The organism is Bradyrhizobium sp. (genome assembly GCF_050014615.1).
GTDB lineage: Bacteria > Pseudomonadota > Alphaproteobacteria > Rhizobiales > Xanthobacteraceae > Bradyrhizobium.
Genome location: NZ_JBEKCZ010000104.1, coordinates 1 through 18,112, shown reverse-complemented (window position 1 = coordinate 18,112; position 18,112 = coordinate 1). Strand labels below are relative to the sequence as shown.

At 61.1% G+C, this 18,112-nt stretch carries 14 protein-coding genes and 2 pseudogenes; 7 read left to right on the top strand and 9 right to left on the bottom strand.

Annotation, left to right across the window (positions count from 1 at the left end; all coding sequences use genetic code 11):
* From ABR948_RS17540 to lptF, 4 genes and pseudogenes are all read right to left on the bottom strand, one after another.
* A pseudogene (locus tag ABR948_RS17540) lies at positions 1 to 145 on the bottom strand (peptidylprolyl isomerase); the annotation flags it as partial.
* Between the two features lie 145 nt (positions 146 to 290).
* A complete protein-coding gene (locus ABR948_RS17535; protein ID WP_428120119.1) occupies positions 291 to 2,771 on the bottom strand; it encodes an LPS-assembly protein LptD in 2,481 nt (826 codons plus the stop codon).
* Positions 2,771 to 3,868 (bottom strand): LPS export ABC transporter permease LptG, encoded by a 1,098-nt coding sequence (lptG, locus tag ABR948_RS17530; RefSeq protein WP_428120117.1) that lies wholly within the window; start codon positions 3,866 to 3,868, stop codon positions 2,771 to 2,773. Before lptG ends, ABR948_RS17535 begins: the two co-directional genes overlap by 1 nt.
* Complete coding sequence (gene lptF, locus ABR948_RS17525; protein WP_428120115.1) at positions 3,865 to 5,034, bottom strand: LPS export ABC transporter permease LptF; 1,170 nt, start codon at positions 5,032 to 5,034, stop codon at positions 3,865 to 3,867. The genes lptG and lptF overlap by 4 nt, the downstream gene beginning before the upstream one ends.
* Before the next feature lie 354 nt (positions 5,035 to 5,388).
* Here lptF and ABR948_RS17520 point away from each other — a divergent pair, with 354 nt between their 5' ends.
* The 3 genes from ABR948_RS17520 (at position 5,389) to ABR948_RS17510 (ending at position 8,068) form a co-directional block, all read left to right on the top strand.
* Positions 5,389 to 6,891: a leucyl aminopeptidase gene (locus ABR948_RS17520; RefSeq protein ID WP_428120113.1), complete on the top strand. Its 1,503-nt coding sequence runs from the start codon at positions 5,389 to 5,391 to the stop codon at positions 6,889 to 6,891.
* A gap of 40 nt (positions 6,892 to 6,931) precedes the next feature.
* A complete protein-coding gene (locus tag ABR948_RS17515; protein WP_428120111.1) occupies positions 6,932 to 7,384 on the top strand; it encodes a DNA polymerase III subunit chi in 453 nt (150 codons plus the stop codon).
* A gap of 150 nt (positions 7,385 to 7,534) precedes the next feature.
* A complete protein-coding gene (locus ABR948_RS17510) occupies positions 7,535 to 8,068 on the top strand; it encodes a hypothetical protein (protein WP_428120122.1) in 534 nt (177 codons plus the stop codon).
* A 36-nt stretch (positions 8,069 to 8,104) separates the two neighbouring features.
* On the opposite strand, the gene abc-f is transcribed toward ABR948_RS17510, so the two are convergent.
* Together abc-f and ABR948_RS17500 are read right to left on the bottom strand one after the other, a co-directional pair.
* Positions 8,105 to 9,982, bottom strand: coding sequence for a ribosomal protection-like ABC-F family protein (gene abc-f, locus ABR948_RS17505; RefSeq protein WP_428120109.1), 1,878 nt, complete (start codon positions 9,980 to 9,982; stop codon positions 8,105 to 8,107).
* 89 nt (positions 9,983 to 10,071) lie between these two features.
* A complete protein-coding gene (locus ABR948_RS17500; RefSeq protein ID WP_428120107.1) occupies positions 10,072 to 10,263 on the bottom strand; it encodes a hypothetical protein in 192 nt (63 codons plus the stop codon).
* Positions 10,264 to 11,402: 1,139 nt separating this feature from the next.
* Here ABR948_RS17500 and ltrA (ABR948_RS17495) point away from each other — a divergent pair.
* Entirely contained in the window at positions 11,403 to 12,722 is a 1,320-nt protein-coding gene (ltrA, locus tag ABR948_RS17495; protein WP_423875585.1) for a group II intron reverse transcriptase/maturase, read from the top strand.
* A gap of 138 nt (positions 12,723 to 12,860) precedes the next feature.
* On the top strand, positions 12,861 to 14,240 hold the full coding sequence (ltrA, locus tag ABR948_RS17490) for a group II intron reverse transcriptase/maturase (protein WP_428120105.1): 1,380 nt from the start codon (positions 12,861 to 12,863) through the stop codon (positions 14,238 to 14,240).
* A 107-nt stretch (positions 14,241 to 14,347) separates the two neighbouring features.
* Here the strand turns inward: ltrA (ABR948_RS17490) and ABR948_RS17485 are convergent, their stop codons facing one another.
* Positions 14,348 to 14,635: a sulfur globule protein precursor gene (locus ABR948_RS17485; RefSeq protein WP_428120103.1), complete on the bottom strand. Its 288-nt coding sequence runs from the start codon at positions 14,633 to 14,635 to the stop codon at positions 14,348 to 14,350.
* 282 nt (positions 14,636 to 14,917) lie between these two features.
* On the opposite strand from ABR948_RS17485, the gene ndk reads away from it, so the two are divergent.
* Complete coding sequence (gene ndk, locus ABR948_RS17480) at positions 14,918 to 15,340, top strand: nucleoside-diphosphate kinase (protein ID WP_428120101.1); 423 nt, start codon at positions 14,918 to 14,920, stop codon at positions 15,338 to 15,340.
* 169 nt (positions 15,341 to 15,509) lie between these two features.
* A complete protein-coding gene (locus ABR948_RS17475) occupies positions 15,510 to 16,337 on the top strand; it encodes a TerC family protein (RefSeq protein ID WP_428120099.1) in 828 nt (275 codons plus the stop codon).
* Here ABR948_RS17475 and ppx read toward each other — a convergent pair.
* Complete coding sequence (gene ppx, locus ABR948_RS17470; protein WP_428120097.1) at positions 16,334 to 17,836, bottom strand: exopolyphosphatase; 1,503 nt, start codon at positions 17,834 to 17,836, stop codon at positions 16,334 to 16,336. The two genes, ABR948_RS17475 and ppx, sit on opposite strands and share 4 nt — an antisense overlap.
* Positions 17,837 to 17,848: 12 nt before the next feature.
* A pseudogene (locus tag ABR948_RS17465) lies at positions 17,849 to 18,112 on the bottom strand (RNA degradosome polyphosphate kinase); the annotation flags it as partial.

Here is an 18,112-nt window from a genome sequence, read left to right as displayed (position 1 = left end):
CGTCGATCACCTGCTGGCGGTCCGTGGGCTTGTGAGTGCTGAGGGTGATCAGCTTGCCGCGCTGCTCAATGTCGAAATTGGTGATGGGTTCGCCGTTGACCATGACGGCGACGGTTTGCGCGTGCAACGGCGATCCGCACCCCATCAAGATCAGGGCCGTGCAACCCAGGATGACAGCCGAAAGCCGGTCAATGAATGTGGTCGTCATCATCATATTAACCGCTGTTAACCGATCCTAAGTGCGGCCGGACCCGGAATTGGTCCTTCGGGGCGCAAGCCCGGCGCCGATTCTACTGCGTGGACGTTTGGGCTAGAGTCCGCAAGCCGAGCTGCAGCATGAAAGCGTGGCCAAGTATGGGCGGCGATGTGGTCGTGGCGTAGGAATAGGACGTGACATAATTGGCCGCCAGCACGAAGCAATCATCCACATACCCCGCGCCCACGACGTATTGATTGATCTGGTTCGCGACAAGGTCCCATCGCGCAGATCCTTGCGCCACCCAGTTGCTGGCGACCTTGACCGATCCGCTGACAAGAATGCCTTCGCGGCGCACCAGATATCCCAGATCCGGCTGAGCCGCATAGTCGCCGTACATCACACTGACCGACCAGCGGTCGAAGGAAGCGCGCCCCTCAGCCTCGAAGCGCTGGACTTCCCCGGTCGCCTGATCGATTCGCGCGCGTGTGCTGAAGGTATAAGTCCTGTTGGGTGAATAGGCGAGGCTGGCGACATAATCGGATTTGGGGGTCTGTAAACCTGAATCGACTCCGGTATTGGTCACATCCGCCACCGCGAACGAATTCATGCCGAACAGCTGATAGGATTGTCCAAACATCGCGGTGACGGAGCCGCCACGGTCGAATTGCGTTGTTGCCTGCGCGCCGACATTGGCGCGGCCGCCGCCTTCGACGCGGTCGTAGCCTGAGAATTTGTCGACGCTGAACAGATTGCTGGTGTCGAAGGTCATGCTCTGCGAGTCCTCGTTGGGCAATTTGCCCGCATAGGATTCGTTGGGACGAATGATGACCTGTGCGATCGGCTCGATCGTCGTGGTGCCCCACGGCTGAACGTTGATGAAGGGGTAGCGATATTCGAGGCCGACCGTGGGCATCACGCGCAGGGCCTGGGTGTCGCCGACCGGCAGATAGTTCGAGACGCCGGGCTGGTTCGAGATGTCGGCGTTGATCGCATCCGCGCGGATGCTTGCAAACGGCGTCCAGATTTCACCCGCGGAATCGGTGAACGACCGACGCCAGTCCGCTTCACCCGTCAATCGCGTATAGGTGCCGGGCATGCCGCGAAGCAGGCAGTTCGCAGGTACGATACTCTTGGCCGTATCGGCCGAATTTGTTGTCAGGCAGGTACCGGCGGCCTGGGCCGCGGTGGTGACCGGATCGAAAACCGCGGTTTCGCGGTTCAGGTTGGTGAAGTTCGTTTTGTAGCTGAACTCGCCGCCCAGCACCGAATGGTTGATCACGTTCGAATAGTCGATCACCGGGGCTACGATGGGGACCTGCGACTGATTACCCGAAAGACTGAGATAATAGATCGCGCGCGCGTCGAAGAAGCTGCGGTTGCCTACTCCTGTCAAATAGAGCTGGGAAACGGCTTCCGTCGGCAGCGTCAGGAATGACTGCAGCGGATCCTTGTACTGGCCCAGCCTGTAATCCGACAGCATCATATAGTCGGTCAGCACGACGCCTTCCCAGCCCCAAACCCACTTGTCGTTCAGTGCGAACTCGCCCTTGCTCTCAACGCCGCCGCGGAATTGACGATCTCCGGACTGACCGGCGAAAGCACCTGGATCCATCTGGTCGATGCCGTAGGCGCGGATCTGATAGGATCCATCCAACAGGCGCTGGCGGAACTCGGCCTGCATCAGCACGCCCTGCTGGGTGGTGAAGCGTGGGTTGATGGTCGCATCATAGTCGGGAGCGATCGCCCAATAGTACGGGACCTCAATGGCATATCCGTAGGTCGTATTCGTGGTCACGCCCGGCATCAGGAATCCCGATTTACGTTTCACGGTCGGGTCGGGCGTCGAAAAATACGGCAGATACGCCATCGGAACGCCGAAGAATTCCAGCTGTGCGTTTTCGAAGTACAGCATCTTGTCGATCTGGTCGTGAATGATGCGCATACCCTTGATCTGCCACAGCGGCGGCTTCTTCGGATCATCCTTGCAGGGTGCGCAAGCCGTGTAGACACCATTTTCGAACACGGTGTAGTTGCCGCTGGAGCGGTCGGCGCGCGTCGCGGCCATCCGGGTCGAATCGGCGGTATCGACCCGCAGCGAATCGACGAACCCGTCGCGGTAGTCGTCGCTCAAATCCATAATGTTGGCGTAGGTGATCTTGCCGTCCGCATCGGTCATGCGGATATTGCCTTCGGCATGAAGCCGCTTGGTCTTCTGATCGTAGATGACCTTGTCGGCCTCGACGCTGGTGCCGTTGTAGAACATCTGCACGTTGCCGACCGCCGACACCCGCGAATTGTTGTAATCGTAGTCCACCTCGACCGCCTGGACCAGCATCTGTCCGTCGTTGGCAGTTTTGGGCGGTTTCGGCCGGGGAGGGTTCGGATTGTAGGTGAAGCCCTGCGCCGAGGCCGGCGTCATCGCCGCAATACCGAGCACGCCGGCGGCTATGAATCCCAAAACCAGCACAAAAACGGGTGCGATAACGGCAGCCAAACGGGGTCCGTGGCGGCGCGCATCAATGCGCCGCCGGAACGCTGGCGACCTTCCTTGGAGGGCGGCGACAACGGCCACTACCCGTCCTCCTGGTACAACAAGGCCAAAAAGCCGGTGAGGCCGCCCACGCACACGGGCAGCCACGCCGAAGCGATCGGATGCATCAACTCAGCCTTGCTCAAATCCTCAGTTACTTTCGACAGAACGTAGAGCAGAAAGCCAGCTCCCACGCCACTCAAAACCATCTTTTGCACGCCGCCGAAACGGAAGAACCTCAGGCTGACGGCCGCTGCCAGCATGACCATTGCTGCCAGCAGAAACGGCTGTGCCAGAAGCTTATGATATTGCAACCGGTACCCGGCCGTGGCGAATCCCGAACTTTCAGACGAGCGGATGTAGCCAGGTAGTTGCCAAAAAGACACAGTTTCCGGGGTGGAGAAACTGTTGCGAACCTGGGCCGGCGTCAGGCTGGTGGCGAGGGAGAAGCTGTCCTCGTCGACCGGCGGTCCCTCGAGCGAGTACCGCCGCACGGTTTTGAACAGCCAGTGCCCTTCCTCGAGCGCGGCCTCCTGCGCTTCGATTCGTTCCTTGAACTGATAGTCATTATCGAACCGGAACACCGTCAGCCCGGTCAATCGCACGCCCTGCTGCTCGCTGCGGGCCGCGTTGATGATGGCCTGGCCGTCGCTGTTTATCTGATTGATCCAGAATCCGGACGCATCCTGGACGCCGCCGCCGGGCGCGGAACCGAACAGCTCCGCCTCCATCCGTTTTGAGATTTCGCGCAGATTCGCGGACATCGGATTGTAGGCCGTCGTTGCCAGAGTCCCGAGCGCGATCGCGCTTGCCAATGCCGGCGCGATGAACTGCCACGCGGAAACGCCCGCGGCGCGCGCGACCACCAGTTCCAGTCGCCGCGACAGCGCCAGATAGCAGGTCATCGCCCCGATCAGGATGCAAAACGGCATCATCTTCTCGAGCAGTTGCGGGACCCGGAACAGCGACGTTTCCGCGACCGCGATCGCGGAAGCATCAACCAGCCCCGACGTTTTCCTGACCATTTCGATGTAATCGACCAGCACCAGAAGCACGAAGATGCTGGCAAACACGCCGAGTGCCGAAACCACAAAGCGGCCGGCAAAATAACGCCCAAGCGTGTTGGTCATCATGCTCATGCTGTGGCCGGCCGCCCAAAAAGCCGCAGCAGACGCGCGTTCGATTTGTTGATCGCCTCTATCAGCCCAGCCGGCGGCTCCACCACGACGCCTCCGATGATGATCCAGAGGCTGACGCCGATGGCCGCGGCCAGCATCAGATATTGAATGGCCGGAGCGAGCGGTGATTTTACCGCCATCACGGAACAGGCGAATCCTGCCATGCGCAGCCCGAACACCGCGAGGATGGAACTGCCGATCGAAAAGTTGCGGCTTTGACGCGTGGTGCGCGGCGCGCCGAGAAAGGCAAAGGTGAGCGCCGCAAATGCAAATGGATAGACTGGCGCCATGAAGCGATCATGTAGCTCGGCGCGAAATTGTCCGGGTATTTGCAGATACACCGGATCGTTGTCCGGGGGCGCCAGCAGTTCCCAGATGTAGCGTTCGCGAATGCCCAACGCGACGTCGTGGCCCTGATTCGAGAATCTCGACATGTCGAATCCATAACGGCCGAACGCGACCAGCGCCGGATCGCGTTTGCCGAGCTCGAAGCGTTCGAGATTTCCATCCTCGAGAATCAGAAAGGAGCCGCTTTCGCTTTTCACGACGGTCCCATGGTCGGCAACGATGCTGACGCGTTCCTTGGGATCACGGCGGTCATCGATAAAGATGCCGACCAGCAGACCGCCCGGTTGCCGCTCGCGGATGCGCATGGTCAGATTCTGGTCGAGCTGGGCGAAGCGGCCGGGTTGCAGAATGTTGGTCAGCACATCCGCGGTGATTTCGGCATCCCATTGTTTAAGGCGCCGCATGCCGTCGGGGGCGAGGTAGGAGGCAATAAAGGCAACCATGATCGCCACCACGCAGGTGGCATAGATGAAGGGACGAAACAGCCGGAACGGCGACAGGCCGGCGGCGTTCATCACGATGATCTCCGAATCGGTCGCGAGCTTGTTCAGGGTATGCGAGATCGCGATCATCAGGGCGATCGGCGAGATGATCAGGACCAGCGCCGGAATCACCAGGCTGGTGACGCCGAGGAAGGTCAGGATGGTCTGCCCCTGGCTGGTCATCAGGTCGATGCCGCGCAACGCCTGCGTAATCCAGATCACCCCTGTCAGGCTGACCAGAACCAGCGCAAACGACGCAAGCGTCGTGCGAAAGATATACTTGTCGATCGACCCCATCGCTACCGCACGATCCCACCTTGCGAACTGGCACTGCAGCTGCGACCAAACCCCGAAAATCGGGGGTCCCCTTTGGTCGCGCCGCCATTCGTCCAGCTGGCTTACTCTCTCACTACCATCCCTTTGATCCGTCAACAAAATGGCTGCGCCATGGCGCCCTTACGATATGGTTAATAATTCGGCTTATGTGGCCGAGCGGCCACGGCGGCGCTTGGCAGCGCGGCGGCGGACAGGCCATAGTGCGCCGAACCACGCTCTTGACGGATGTGCATCGCAGCCGGGAAGAGAACATTCGAAATACCGCCCGATGGGTCACCGACCCCTGCGACAGCCCTGATTTTGGAGGATTTGCCTATGACCGACGCCGTCAAGGTCGGCTTCGTCCCGTTTTCCACCGCCCCACGCGGCATTCTGGTGGTTTTCTGCGACGATTCGTTGAAACTCGGCGCAGCGACCCGCAAAGTGCTGGGGTCGGCGGCCGATCTGGTCAAACGCGCCGCCGCGACCAGCCAATTCAAGGGCAAGAGCGGGTCCACGCTGGATATTCTGGCGCCCGGGGGCCTGAAGGTTTCGCGCCTGATCGTGGTCGGCGCCGGCAAGCTTGCTGCGCTCAAGGATAACGACTTTCTGAAATTTGGCGGCGTGGCAGCCGGCAAACTACGTGCCGGCAACGATGCCGCGACGATTATCGCCGAATTGCCGGATGGGGCCATGAAGCCCGATCAGGCCGCCGCGGTCGCATCGGGCGTGCGGTTGCGCGCCTATAAATTCGACCGCTACAAAACCAAGAAAAAGGACGGCGAGGAGGCTGCATTGCGCGCCGACATCTCGCTCGCGGTCGACGATGTGGCCGCGACGCGAAAAGCGTTCGCGCCGGATTCGCACATCGTCGATGGCGTCATCACCGCGCGGGACCTCGTCAATGAGCCACCCAACGTATTATTCCCGGTGGAATTTGCGCGGCGTGCCGCTCAATTGCGCAAACTCGGCGTCGATGTCGAGATCCTCGACGTCAAGGCGATGACGAAACTCGGAATGGGCGCGCTGCTCGGCGTCGCCCAAGGCTCCACGCAGCCGGGCCGGACCGTGATCATGCGCTGGAACGGCGGCAAGCGCGGCGATGCGCCGGTTGCCTTTATCGGCAAGGGCGTTTGTTTCGATACCGGCGGCATCTCCATCAAGGGCGCCTCCGGCATGGAGGACATGAAAGGCGACATGGGCGGCGCTGCCTGTGTGGTCGGATTGATGCAGGCGCTGGCCGCGCGGAAGGCCAAGGTCAATGCGGTCGGCGCCATCGGCGTGGTCGAGAACATGCCCGATGGCAACGCGCAGCGTCCCGGCGATATCGTGACCTCGATGTCCGGCCAGACCATTGAGATCATCAACACCGATGCCGAAGGCCGGCTGGTGCTGGCCGACGTGCTCTGGCACGTGGCGAAGAAGTTCAAGCCGAAATTCATGGTCGATCTTGCCACACTCACCGGTGCGATCATGGTCGCGCTGGGCACCGAATACGCGGGAATGTTTTCCAACAATGACGAATTGGCCGAACGCCTGAGCAAGGTCGGGCTTGAGACGGGAGAGCGGGTCTGGCGCATGCCGCTTGGCCCGGAATACGACAAGCAGATCGATTCGCAGTTCGCCGACATGAAAAACACCGGCACCCGCAACGGCGGTTCGATCACCGCCGCGCAGTTCCTGCAGCGCTTCGTCGACGGCACGCCATGGGCCCATCTCGATATCGCGGGAACGGCGATGGGTGCGCCGAAAACCGAGATCAATCAAAGCTGGGGGTCGGGCTACGGCGTTCGGCTGCTGGAGCGGCTGGTCGCGGAATATTACGAAGCCAAGAAATAGCTTAAAAGGAATAGCTTCAAAACAAATAGCTGAAAACCGGATGACGGAAGTTCTGTTCTACCATCTGCAGGACATGACGCTCGAGAGCGTCTTGCCGCCGCTGCTGGAGAAGTCGCTGGAGCGTGGCTGGCGGGTGGTCGTTCAGGCGACATCGCCAGAGCGCGCCGACGCGCTCGACGCGCATCTGTGGACCTATCGCGACGATTCGTTCCTGCCACACGCCACCTGGCGCGCCGGCGACGCCCAGGATCAGCCGATCGTGCTGGCGGTGGAGGAGGGCAACCCGAATCGGGCCAATGTCAGGTTTCTGGTCGACAGCGCACCCTTGCCGGCGGATTCGGACGCCTATGATCGGGTCGTCCTGGTGTTCAACGGCGACGACGGCGAGGCTCTCGCCGCAGCGCGAAGCGCCTGGACCGATTGCAGGACGCGGGGTTTCGAGGTCACCTACTGGCAGGCCGACGAACGGGGCCGGTGGCAGCGGCGAGAATAGCGATATCCGGCAATTAATGATAATCTGCGGTTTCGGCCGGCGCGCTTGCAAATAGCCACGGTCGTGCCGCAAAGTGATGGTGGGACAACCGTTTAGGACGGGATTGGGATTTAGTTGATCGTGCGAGACAAATACCGTCACCGCAAACGAATGCTGGCGTTGCTTGTGTTCGCCCCCATGATGGCGGGCTGCGCAGGCACGTCCGATATGTTTTCGTCCGATCTCTTTTCGCGGGATGCGGAATGGTTTTCCCGCAGCGGCAGGCTCTTCATCAAGAACGTTTCGATCGAAACGCCGCCTCTGACTCCCGACAAACCGGTCACGGCGGAGGATCTGGTCAGCGCCGAAGGCTATTGCCCGGGAATGACGACGGCAGGCGTGCCTGCCAACGCCAATGCCCTGGCCGATGGTGCGGCTGCCGCGCCTGTCCCCTCAACCACGGGATCCGTCGCGCTCGGTCATACCGAATGCGATGTCGTGCGCGGTATTGGCGCGCCTGACAACGTCAGTCTCTCGAACAATGCCCGCGGCGATCGGGTGGCGGTCATCAACTATTCGCGGGGGCAACGCGCCGGAATCTACACCTTCACGGCCGGACGCCTGACCGCGATCGAGCGCGGATCCGATCCGGTGGTCGAACCCAAGACCGCAAAGCCCAAAAAGAAAAAGCCGGCCGCGACCTGATTGTTCCGCGGCGTCTTCCATCGGCCTTGAGCCGGCTCAGCCGGTCGCTTCGTCATATTGCGAACTCGCCGTCAGCCATTCTTCCTCGGCCCGTTGCAACGCGCTCGCCGCACCCGCACGCGCCTTGCTGAGCTGGGCGGCCTGCTTCGGGTCGCGCTTGAACAGATCTGGCAGTGCAAGCGCGGTGTCGATCTTGGAGATGATGCCGTTGATGCGCGCGATTTCGGCCTCGGCGTCTGAAATCTTTTGCTTCAGCGGGATGCGCTTTTCGGCCTTGTTGCGGGTTGGCTTGTCGCGCCCGCCTTCGCGCTCGTTGCTGCCGCGGTCGCGCGAATTGGTACGCATGCCGCGTGCCGATAACACCATCCGGCGATAATCGTCGAGGTCGCCGTCATAGGCGGTAACCTTGTGATCGGCGACGACCCACAATTGATCGGCGCAGGCTTCGATCAGATAGCGATCATGGGAGACCATGATCACCGCGCCGGGATATTCATTGATTGCCTCGGCCAGCGCCGCGCGGCTGTCGATATCCAGATGGTTGGTCGGCTCGTCCAGAATGATCATGTTGGGACCGAAGAAGGTCGCCAGCCCCAGCAGCAGCCGCGCCTTTTCGCCGCCCGACAGGCTTTTGACCAGCGTATCGCCAGCCTTGCCCGAAAAGCCGATCGCGCCGGTACGGCCGCGTACTTTGGTCTCCGGGGCGTCCGGCATCAGCTTGCGAACATGATCGTAGGGCGAGCCGTCGAGATTGAGTTCATCGACCTGGTGCTGCGCGAAATATCCGACCGAGAGTTTTTCCGCCCGGGTGACATGACCCGAGAATGGCGCCAGCTTGTTGGCGAGCAGCTTGACCAGTGTAGATTTGCCGTTGCCGTTGGAACCAAGCAGGGCGATGCGGTCGTCGGTGTCGATGCGCAGAGTGACCCGGTTGAGGACGGGCTTTTTCGGATCGTAGCCGACCGAAACGTCATCGACCGCGATGATCGGCGGCGACAGCATCTTGTCGGGCACGGGAAACGAGATTTCGCGCACGTCCTGCGTCACCAGCGCGGTCACCGGCTTCATCCGTTCCAGCATCTTGACGCGGGACTGTGCCTGACGGGCTTTCGAGGCCTTGGCCTTGAAGCGATCGACAAAGGCTTGCAGCCGTTTGCGCTCGTCGGCTTGCCGCTTGGCGTGCTTGGCATCCAGCATTTCGCGCGTGGCACGCTGTTCTTCGAACGACGAGTAGGTCCCCTTGTAGAGCGTCAGCTTGCCGCGATCGAGGTGCAGGATCTGGTCGACCGAGGTGTCGAGCAGGTCTCGATCATGGCTGATCACGATCACGGTGCGCGGATAATTCGCCAGATGATCTTCGAGCCAAAGCGTGCCTTCGAGATCGAGATAGTTGGTCGGCTCGTCGAGCAGCAGCAGATCGGGCGCCGAAAACAAGGTGGCCGCGAGTGCGACACGCATGCGCCAGCCGCCGGAAAATTCCGAACAGGATCGGGCCTGATCGGCGGTGGAAAATCCGAGACCGCCGAGGATCGCGGCGGCGCGGGCAGGGGCAGAATGCGCGTCGATGTCCACCAACCGGGTTTGAATGTCGGCGATGCGGGTAGGATCGTGCGCGGTTTCTGCCTCGTGCATCAGCGCTTCGCGTTCAAGATCGGCCTTCAGCACGACATTGACGAGGCTTTCCGGGCCGTCGGGGGCTTCCTGCGCGAGACTGCCGACGCGCCAGCGCGGAGGGATGGTGATGGTGCCGGCTTCGGTGGGCAATTCGCCGCGGATCGCGTGAAACAGCGTTGACTTGCCGACGCCGTTGCGGCCGACGAAGCCGACGCGCGCGCCGGGCACGATCTGCGCCGAGCTACTATCGATCAGAAGCCGTCCGGCAATCCGGATCGAAATGTCGGTGATTGAAAGCATGCGGGCTTTTCACCGGAGCCATCAAAAAACGCAACCAGTTTATTGTGCGAAATGGCTGCGTTGCGGGCTCTGATGCTGCAATATTAGGCCTAATTCGGCATCGCGCGGCCGCCGCCTTCGTCGCGTTTGCGCAATTCGTCCAAGAGGTGCTCGAGATCGGACGACGGACGCAAAGTCTCCGGGCGAAGGTTCTGCTGCAGCCGTTCGCCTACAGCCTCGCAGATCGATCGGCTGGTCTTGCGATCGATTTTTTCGCTGTCGTCGGCAATTCGACTGTTCATGGCGAGTTCCGCATCCTTGGTCGTTTCTGGTGACACTGAACAAGTCGCGGGGGTGGGAAATGTTTCCAGCCGTCGATCAATTGCGCACTTTTCTGGTGAAATTCTGATTAAAAGGCCGCCGATGGTTCCATGCGGATGCAGAGAAAGGCCCCGGCCGTGAGGGCCGGGGCCTTTTTAGCGGTGCGCCCAGCATGGGCGCACTCTTATGGGTGCAAGTCCCACCGTGAGCTGATCACAGCGAGCGAAGCGAAGCGCAACTGCATGAGGGCGACCGAGTGTGGAGAGGAAGCGTGGAGCGAAGCTGCGGGCCGATGCACAAGAACCGGATAGAAGGCGTTGCCGACCAGGGCGAGCGGGCCGTGAACCGCGAAGCTCTCGTGATCAAGGGGAGGCGGCGTAGATCCGGCGGTCGTGCAGTGAAGGAGTGCGTTCTTACCTGGGGAGATCTCGCTTTATGCCTGAAAGGGCAACGGTGTTGAGCCGGAGCGAGAAGTCAGCCGAGGTCGTAGTGTGCGCTGGGCAGCGCATGAATCATGGGGGTTGAAGTCCCCTCGGCGCTCGGATGAGGGGCGCTGTATCCAAAAGCGGGGGTAATGCCTCGCTGGCCGGGAGAGCAAGAGGGTATGGAGAAGTCTAAACGGGCACGCAGGCGAAAGCCGGAAACAGCCAAGACGGACCTGGAGCCAGTTGCTCGGCGTATCTCGGAGGACAGGGTGTCCGGAGCGATCCGGAATCCGAAGGGTTTGAGGAGAAGTATCGGGCTGTAATCGAATGGGGGAGACCCCTGATGAACAGGTCGGCCAAAGATGGGATTAGGTCGAGCCCGCACTATGGGGGCGAAGGCATTACTCATTCACCCATCGTACCAAGGTGTTTGCTGGCGGCACGATACGGAAGATTCATGCGTGACCCCAGGAGACCTGTCGGTGTCCTGGTTTTAAACCAGGTAAGCGACCCTATAAGCGAGAGCGAAATGGGAAGTGATGCACCGCCAGGAGTCGGAGAACGTCACAGTACCTGAAGCGCGAGACGAACAACTCGCGTGACCGGCGACGGCGGATCGAGAGTGGTCCGGGGAAGGACGTTCGTGAATGGATCGAGCTTTGAGTGATCGAGGTAGATGAGAAAGGAGCGTGAAGATGGACAGTTCCCTTTGTGAAAAACCCGAACGTCACGTTCCAAGGAGACTATCCGATCATTTGACGTTCGAAGGTCAGAAGCAGAAGGTCCACTCTCTGGTGGACAAGGTATACTCACGCAAGAACTTGACGCTTGCGTGGGAGCGCGTTCGCGCCAACCAGGGCGCGGGCGGCACAGATGGGGTGACGATCGGAGAATTTGAGGCCGACCTGGATGCAAATCTGGAGCGGCTCCATCGCGAGCTCCGAGAGACGACCTATCGGCCGCAAGCGGTGCGACGACTGGAGATCCCGAAAAGAGGGGCTCCCGGCAAGACAAGACCTCTCGGCATACCTTCGGTCTACGACCGGGTCTGCCAGCAGGCGCTGGTCAATCGCCTGGAGCCGATCTTTGAGAAGGTCTTTGATCCGAGCAGCTTTGGGTATCGCAAGGGTCGCAAGACCGCCGATGCCCTGGCCAAAGTCTGGCGCGAAGTGGAGGCTGGAAACGAGTGGATCGTGGATGCGGACCTGAAAGACTACTTTGGGTCCGTGGATCACGAGAAACTCATGGCTCTCCTCGGAAAGCAAATCGCCGACAGCGGCGTGTTGAAGCTCATTCAACAGATGCTGAAGGCGGGCTACGAGGCAAAGGGTCAGCGATTCGAGACTCCACGAGGAACCCCGCAAGGAGGCGTCGTCTCGCCAATGCTGAGCAATATCCTGTTGACTCCCTTCGATAAGGAGATGAGGCACAAAGGATATCAGCTCACACGGTGGGCTGACGACTGGGTGGTGACCTGTCGCACTCGGGCCGAGGCTCAGTCGGCCTTGGCTCAAGCAACTAAGATTCTCGGAAAACTTGGCGTGACGCTCAACCGGGAGAAAACCCGGATCGTGCACATCGCTCAGGGCTTCGAGTTTCTAGGATTTAAGATCGGACGCGGCAAAGGCCGATTGAAGCTAAGCCGCGACCGCATCACATCCAAGTTGAACCGGCATAATCTCTACGCCATTCCTACGCAAAAGTCGTTGGACCGATTCAAGGATCAAATCCGGGCCCTGACGCAGAGGAGAACACCTCTGCGAATGGGCGAGTTGATTAAAACGATCAACCCGATCATCCGAGGATGGGGCAACTACTACTGCCGCTCCCAAGTTCGCAAGCGCTTCCACCAACTGGACGGTTGGATTGTTCGAAGGCTTTGGTCGCATCGCGCTAAGCGGTGGCGGAACAGCTGCTGGAAAAACTATCCCACCAAACGGCTTCTGGGTGAGTTCAAGCTGGTCAACCTTGTCTCGCTGATACCTTCTCTCCGGATCTCGCGAAGCCATTCATGAAAGCGGAATGCGGGAAAACTGCACGTTCCGTTTGAGCGGCGGACGGAGGCGAGCCCTTCAATGGGCGCCTCCTCCGACCCGACAGTCGGTGGGAAGGCGGCAAAGCTGACCCACAGGCGAAGGACCGAACGAGAGGGAGTGTTCGACGCCATGCCGATGTGGCGAGCATCGCATCAGACGCCTGCGCAAGCAGGGCGGTTCGGGGTAGGACGCGGTGAATCCGCGGGCGGCCCGGGCAGTGATGAAGCTCGCCGCCCGCGGTATGAACCGAAGGGCACAGGGTCAGCGCTGCTTTTGGCGGCGCTGACGAGAGAGAACCTGCAACGGGCGTGGAAGCGGGTGCGGGCCAACAAAGGCGTAGCCGGCGTGGACGGTCTGGACATTGACCAGACCGCCGCGCAGCTGCGCATGGCGTGGCCTGCGATTCGCGAGCAACTGTTGTCGGGGACGTATCGGCCCAGTCCGGTACGTCGGGTGACGATTCCCAAGCCAGAGGGCGGCGAGCGTGAGCTCGGCATCCCGACGGTGACGGATCGTTTGATCCAGCAGGCGCTGCTGCAAGTGCTGCAGCCCATTCTTGATCCGACCTTCAGCGAGCACAGCTACGGCTTCCGGCCGGGCCGAAGCGCGCATGACGCCGTCCTTGCGGCGCAGTCATACGTGCAATCGGGCCGCCGGATCGTGGTGGACGTAGACCTGGAAAAGTTCTTTGACCGGGTCGATCACGACATCCTCATCGACCGCCTTCAGAAACGGATCGGGGACACCGGGGTCATCCGGCTGATCCGGGCGTATCTGAATAGCGGGATCATGAACGATGGCGTGGTCCAGACGCGCACGATGGGGACGCCGCAAGGCGGACCGCTATCACCGCTGCTGGCCAATGTCCTGCTCGATGAAGTGGACAAGGCGCTGGAACGTCGGGGCCATTGCTTCGTGCGCTACGCCGACGATGCGAACGTTTACGTCCGCAGCCGCCGGGCGGGTGAACGGGTGATGGCGCTGCTTCGGCGGCTGTACGGCAAGCTGCGCTTGACGGTCAACGAGACCAAAAGCGCGGTGACCGGTGTGTTTGGTCGCAAGTTCCTGGGTTACAGCTTTTGGGTAGCCCCGGGCGGAGCGATCAAACGCAAGGTTGCCGTCAAGCCGCTGATGACGTTCAAGCAGCGCATCCGGCAACTGACCTGCCGCAGTGGCGGGCGCAGTATGCAGGATGTGGTGGATCATCTGCGACCCTATGTTCGGGGATGGAAGGCGTACTTCCGGCTGGCGCAAACACCAAGGGTCTGGCGAGAGCTCGACCAGTGGCTGCGTCATCGGTTGCGCGCCATCCAGCTCAAGCAGTGGAAGCGCGGTACGACCATGTACAGGGAACTGCTGGCGCTGGGAGCCAAGCTTGATGTTGCGCGACAGGTGGCGGCCAACAGCCGTCGCTGGTGGCGCAACAGCGGCATGCTCCTCAACGCCGTGTTGACCCTGAAATGGTCGGATCGACTGGGACTGCCCCGTCTCTCATGACCTCAACCTCTCGAACCGCCCGGTGCGGACCCGCAAGCCGGGTGGTGTGGCAGGGGAGCGACCCACAAGGTCGCCCCCTATGCCGATTCCGGATCGGACGATTGAGATCAATAGCAGCGATTAATCAGGCGCCAGCGGGGTCCCCACGGGGTCGGGACCAGTCGCCGCACATAGCAGCCGCCGTAACCATACCCACCGTAGGCGCCGTACCCATAGACCGGGCCGCCGACGTAGAAGCGTGGACCGCCCCAGCCCCAGCCGCCGCCACGCCATCCACCGTGCCAACCACCGCCACCCCAACCATGGCCGCCCCAGGCCGAGGCGGAGGTCGGCGCCAAGGCGGCTACACCCAGCGAAGTCGCGGCAACTGCAACAAGCGCGAGTTTGCGTAACATGTCGTTCTCCTCAGGTTCGGCGCTGTGGGCGCCATCAGGTGAAATGTGCTGCCCCGTAGCGCCCCCGGCTGGCGAGGCGTTCGGTTGATTGAAGCCTATGTCCTGGAAGCTGAACGAGACCGCGACGATGGTTTCAGAGAGGGTTCATCTTCGTGAAATTGTTGTAATTCTGCGCCTCCGGACCCGCCGGCGGATCCGCGGCATCTCACCTGATCGCTTGCCGTTCGCCGGCGGCGCCGATATAAGCCCGCAACTTCCATCAGCGTTTTCAAGGACGAAACCATGGCGATCGAACGTACCTTTTCCATCATCAAGCCGGACGCGACCGCGCGCAACCTGACCGGCGCCATCAATGCGCTGATCGAAAAGGCCGGACTTCGCATCGTCGCGCAGAAGCGCATTCGCATGACCCGCGAGCAGGCCGAAACCTTTTATGCCGTGCACAAGGCGCGGCCGTTCTTTGGCGAACTGGTGGATTTCATGATCTCGGCGCCGGTCGTCGTTCAGGTTCTCGAGGGTGAAAATGCCGTGCTCAAGCACCGCGACGTCATGGGCGCGACCGATCCTTCAAAGGCCGCCGATGGAACGATCCGCAAACTGCATGCGAAGTCGATCGGTGAGAACTCGGTGCATGGTTCGGACGCAGCCGAGACAGCGGCGATCGAAATCGCCCAGTTTTTCTCCGGCAATGAAATCGTCGGGTGATCGACGCCGGCTTGCACGTTAGAGCGTTTTCGAGCGAAGTGGGTACCGGTTCGCGTCAAGAAAACGCGTCAAGACAAAAAACCGGAGTCTTGGTTCTGATTCAATCAGAACCAAGGCTTTAGTCGACGATTGCTGCGGAGGGCGGCCGGTTGCGCCAGGGGGGCAGGCTGTGAATTGGCTGTTGCAGGTCCTCGATCCCGCGAATATCGGGGCGTTTTTCACCCAATTTCAAATCGACCTGCAAAAACCGGCGTTCTGGCTTGCGGTCGGCAAGATCATCTGGATCAACGTGCTGTTGTCCGGCGACAATGCGCTGGTCATCGCGATGGCGTGCCGCGGGCTTCATCCCCGGCAACGCCTGTGGGGCATGGTGATCGGCGCCGGCATCGCGGTGATCCTGCTGATCGTATTCACCGGCATTGTCGCCACGCTGATGGCGTTGCCTTATCTGAAGCTGGTCGGCGGCGTTGCGCTGCTGGTGATTGCGGCCAGGCTTCTGGTGCCCGAGGATGAGGGCGACGACGTTACCGCGGGCACCAGCCTTTGGCATGCCGTCCGGATTGTCGTGATCGCCGATATCGTCATGAGTCTGGATAACGTCATCGCGGTCGCCGCTGCCGCGAACGGGCAGCTTTCGCTGCTGATCCTCGGTCTTGCCATCAGCATTCCCATGATCATCGCCGGGGCGGCGCTGATCATGTTTGTGCTTGACCGGTTTCCGATCCTGGTCTGGCTGGGGGCCATGCTGCTGGGGTGGATCGCCGGCGATGTGATCGAGAGCGATCCGGCCGTTCATCCCTTTCTGCAGCGGCTTCTCGACGGCCAGATTGAACTCAAACTCGACGCGACGTCGGCGATCTTCGGCGTGTCGCCGCATTTCAGCCTGGATGCGGATCTCATCGGATACGTTGCCTCGGTGCTGGGCGCCGTTGTGGTCTTGGTGGTGGGATCGATCTGGCGTCGACGCAAACTGCGCCACGGCGGGCATGCCGCCTAGCTCCGAACGATCGTTCCGGAGCGGCCGAGCAACCGGGCCAGTTGCTTGAAACGGCTGCCGACGCGATCCGCGACGAGATCGACCATTCGGTGCTCGAACACCAGCATCAGCTTGCGGCCGCGGCTGCGGAAATGGGTCGCGGGCAAAACACCGGGCCGCGCCGCGGATATCAGATGGGCGACGCGAAATGCTGCGCCGAGAACGCGCGCGCGCTCGACCATGGCCGGCGGCACCAGTTCGCGGACGGCTGCCGGAGGTTCGTTTTCTTCGCTGAGGCCCGCATAGCGGTAGAATACCGACAGCGCGACAAACGCCCGGCCCTGGTGACCGATCGAGCCGAAATTTCCGTTGGTGATGAGATTGAGGGTCTCTTCGCCGCGATGGTCGGGATGTACGCGCCATCCGATGTCAGACAGCAGGCAAGCGGTATGGCGCAGACGGCGATCTTCGTCGGTTTCCCGCAGCTTGACGACCCGGACCAGACGATCAGTCCATCCGATCAGTTCCTGGGCGTGGCGCGCGGAGCGCGACATCAGCTCGTTCAGGGTCTGGGCGGCGCAGATCAATCCATCCTTGGATCGCTCGGTTTGCGGCAGCATCTCGTAGAGCAGGCCTTCGCGCACCCCGAAGGTTGAAAACACGATCGTCTTCGGTTTGGCGACGCGAATGATGTATTCGAGAACGAGGGCGGCATAGGTCAATAGCGGCCGCCTTGCGTCGGCGACGGCTTCGATGTTGGCCAACATGTTTGCGGAAGCGAGACGACGCAGGCGCTGCGCGAAACCGAGCGCGTCCGACGCCGGGATCGAATAGCCATGCATCACCCGCAGAGGATAGCCGCTCTGGATGATGTGAATGCGCGCCAGCGCCCGCCATGTTCCTCCGACCGCGTAAAACGTGCGGCCACGGCCGGCCTTGAGCTGGGCCACGCCGGAAAGATCGGTCTTGACGATACGTTCGGCGCGCTTCAGCGATTTATCCGAGGCGTCCTGCAGCGCCAAACTCCCAAGCGGAAGCGTCACGCCCTGGCGAACGCGGTTGCCGCGCACGTCGATCAATTCCAGCGAACCGCCGCCGAGATCGCCGACAATGCCGTCCGGATTGTGAATGCCGGAAATCACGCCCAGCGCCGATAATTTCGCTTCGCGTGGACCTGACAGGATTTCGATGCTGACGCCGCAGATACGTTCCGCCTTGGCGATGAAATCAGGGCCGTTGGTGGCGTCGCGGCAAGCCGCGGTGGCGATCGCGTGGACGCGGCCGACCTTCATGGTTTTGCATAACGCGCGGAAACGCCGCAGCGACGTCAGGGCCTTGGCGACGGCATCTGGCGCCAGCAGGCCCGTGCTCTGAACTTCCCGCCCCAGTCCGCACAGCGTTTTCTCGTTGAACAGGGAAACCAGGCTGCGCGTCATCGATTCATAGACGACAAGGCGCACTGAGTTCGAGCCGATGTCGATCACCGCGACGCTGGAGGCGCGTTTGCGCGGCCGCTTCACAGGTTATACCCCTTATGACGATTGCTGACGCTCGGTACGGCGCGTGAGGCGGCGTGGCGAAGATTCCTTAAGCGACTTTCCACGGCCAGACAGACTCGGATTCGTCATGAAATAATTGTGCAGGTTGAAGGGCTCTTCGCCCTTCGCGGCTTTCATACGCGTTGACGATCCATCCGGCAACAACTGCCAGCTCTGTTCGGTGTCTTTCAGATTCGCGACCATGATCTGCTCGAGAACCTGCTGATGCACCGTGGGATTCTGCAGCGGACAAAGCAC

What these genes read in the sequence shown, in the direction of transcription:
- lptG (WP_428120117.1), bottom strand. Translation starts at nt 3,868, where the DNA reads ATGAGCATGATGACCAACACGCTTGGGCGTTATTTTGCCGGCCGCTTT.
- lptF (WP_428120115.1), bottom strand. Translation starts at nt 5,034, where the DNA reads ATGGGGTCGATCGACAAGTATATCTTTCGCACGACGCTTGCGTCGTTT.
- ABR948_RS17520 (WP_428120113.1), top strand. Translation starts at nt 5,389, where the DNA reads ATGACCGACGCCGTCAAGGTCGGCTTCGTCCCGTTTTCCACCGCCCCA.
- ABR948_RS17515 (WP_428120111.1), top strand. Translation starts at nt 6,932, where the DNA reads ATGACGGAAGTTCTGTTCTACCATCTGCAGGACATGACGCTCGAGAGC.
- ABR948_RS17510 (WP_428120122.1), top strand. Translation starts at nt 7,535, where the DNA reads ATGCTGGCGTTGCTTGTGTTCGCCCCCATGATGGCGGGCTGCGCAGGC.
- abc-f (WP_428120109.1), bottom strand. Translation starts at nt 9,982, where the DNA reads ATGCTTTCAATCACCGACATTTCGATCCGGATTGCCGGACGGCTTCTG.
- ABR948_RS17500 (WP_428120107.1), bottom strand. Translation starts at nt 10,263, where the DNA reads ATGAACAGTCGAATTGCCGACGACAGCGAAAAAATCGATCGCAAGACC.
- ltrA (WP_423875585.1), top strand. Translation starts at nt 11,403, where the DNA reads ATGGACAGTTCCCTTTGTGAAAAACCCGAACGTCACGTTCCAAGGAGA.
- ABR948_RS17485 (WP_428120103.1), bottom strand. Translation starts at nt 14,635, where the DNA reads ATGTTACGCAAACTCGCGCTTGTTGCAGTTGCCGCGACTTCGCTGGGT.
- ndk (WP_428120101.1), top strand. Translation starts at nt 14,918, where the DNA reads ATGGCGATCGAACGTACCTTTTCCATCATCAAGCCGGACGCGACCGCG.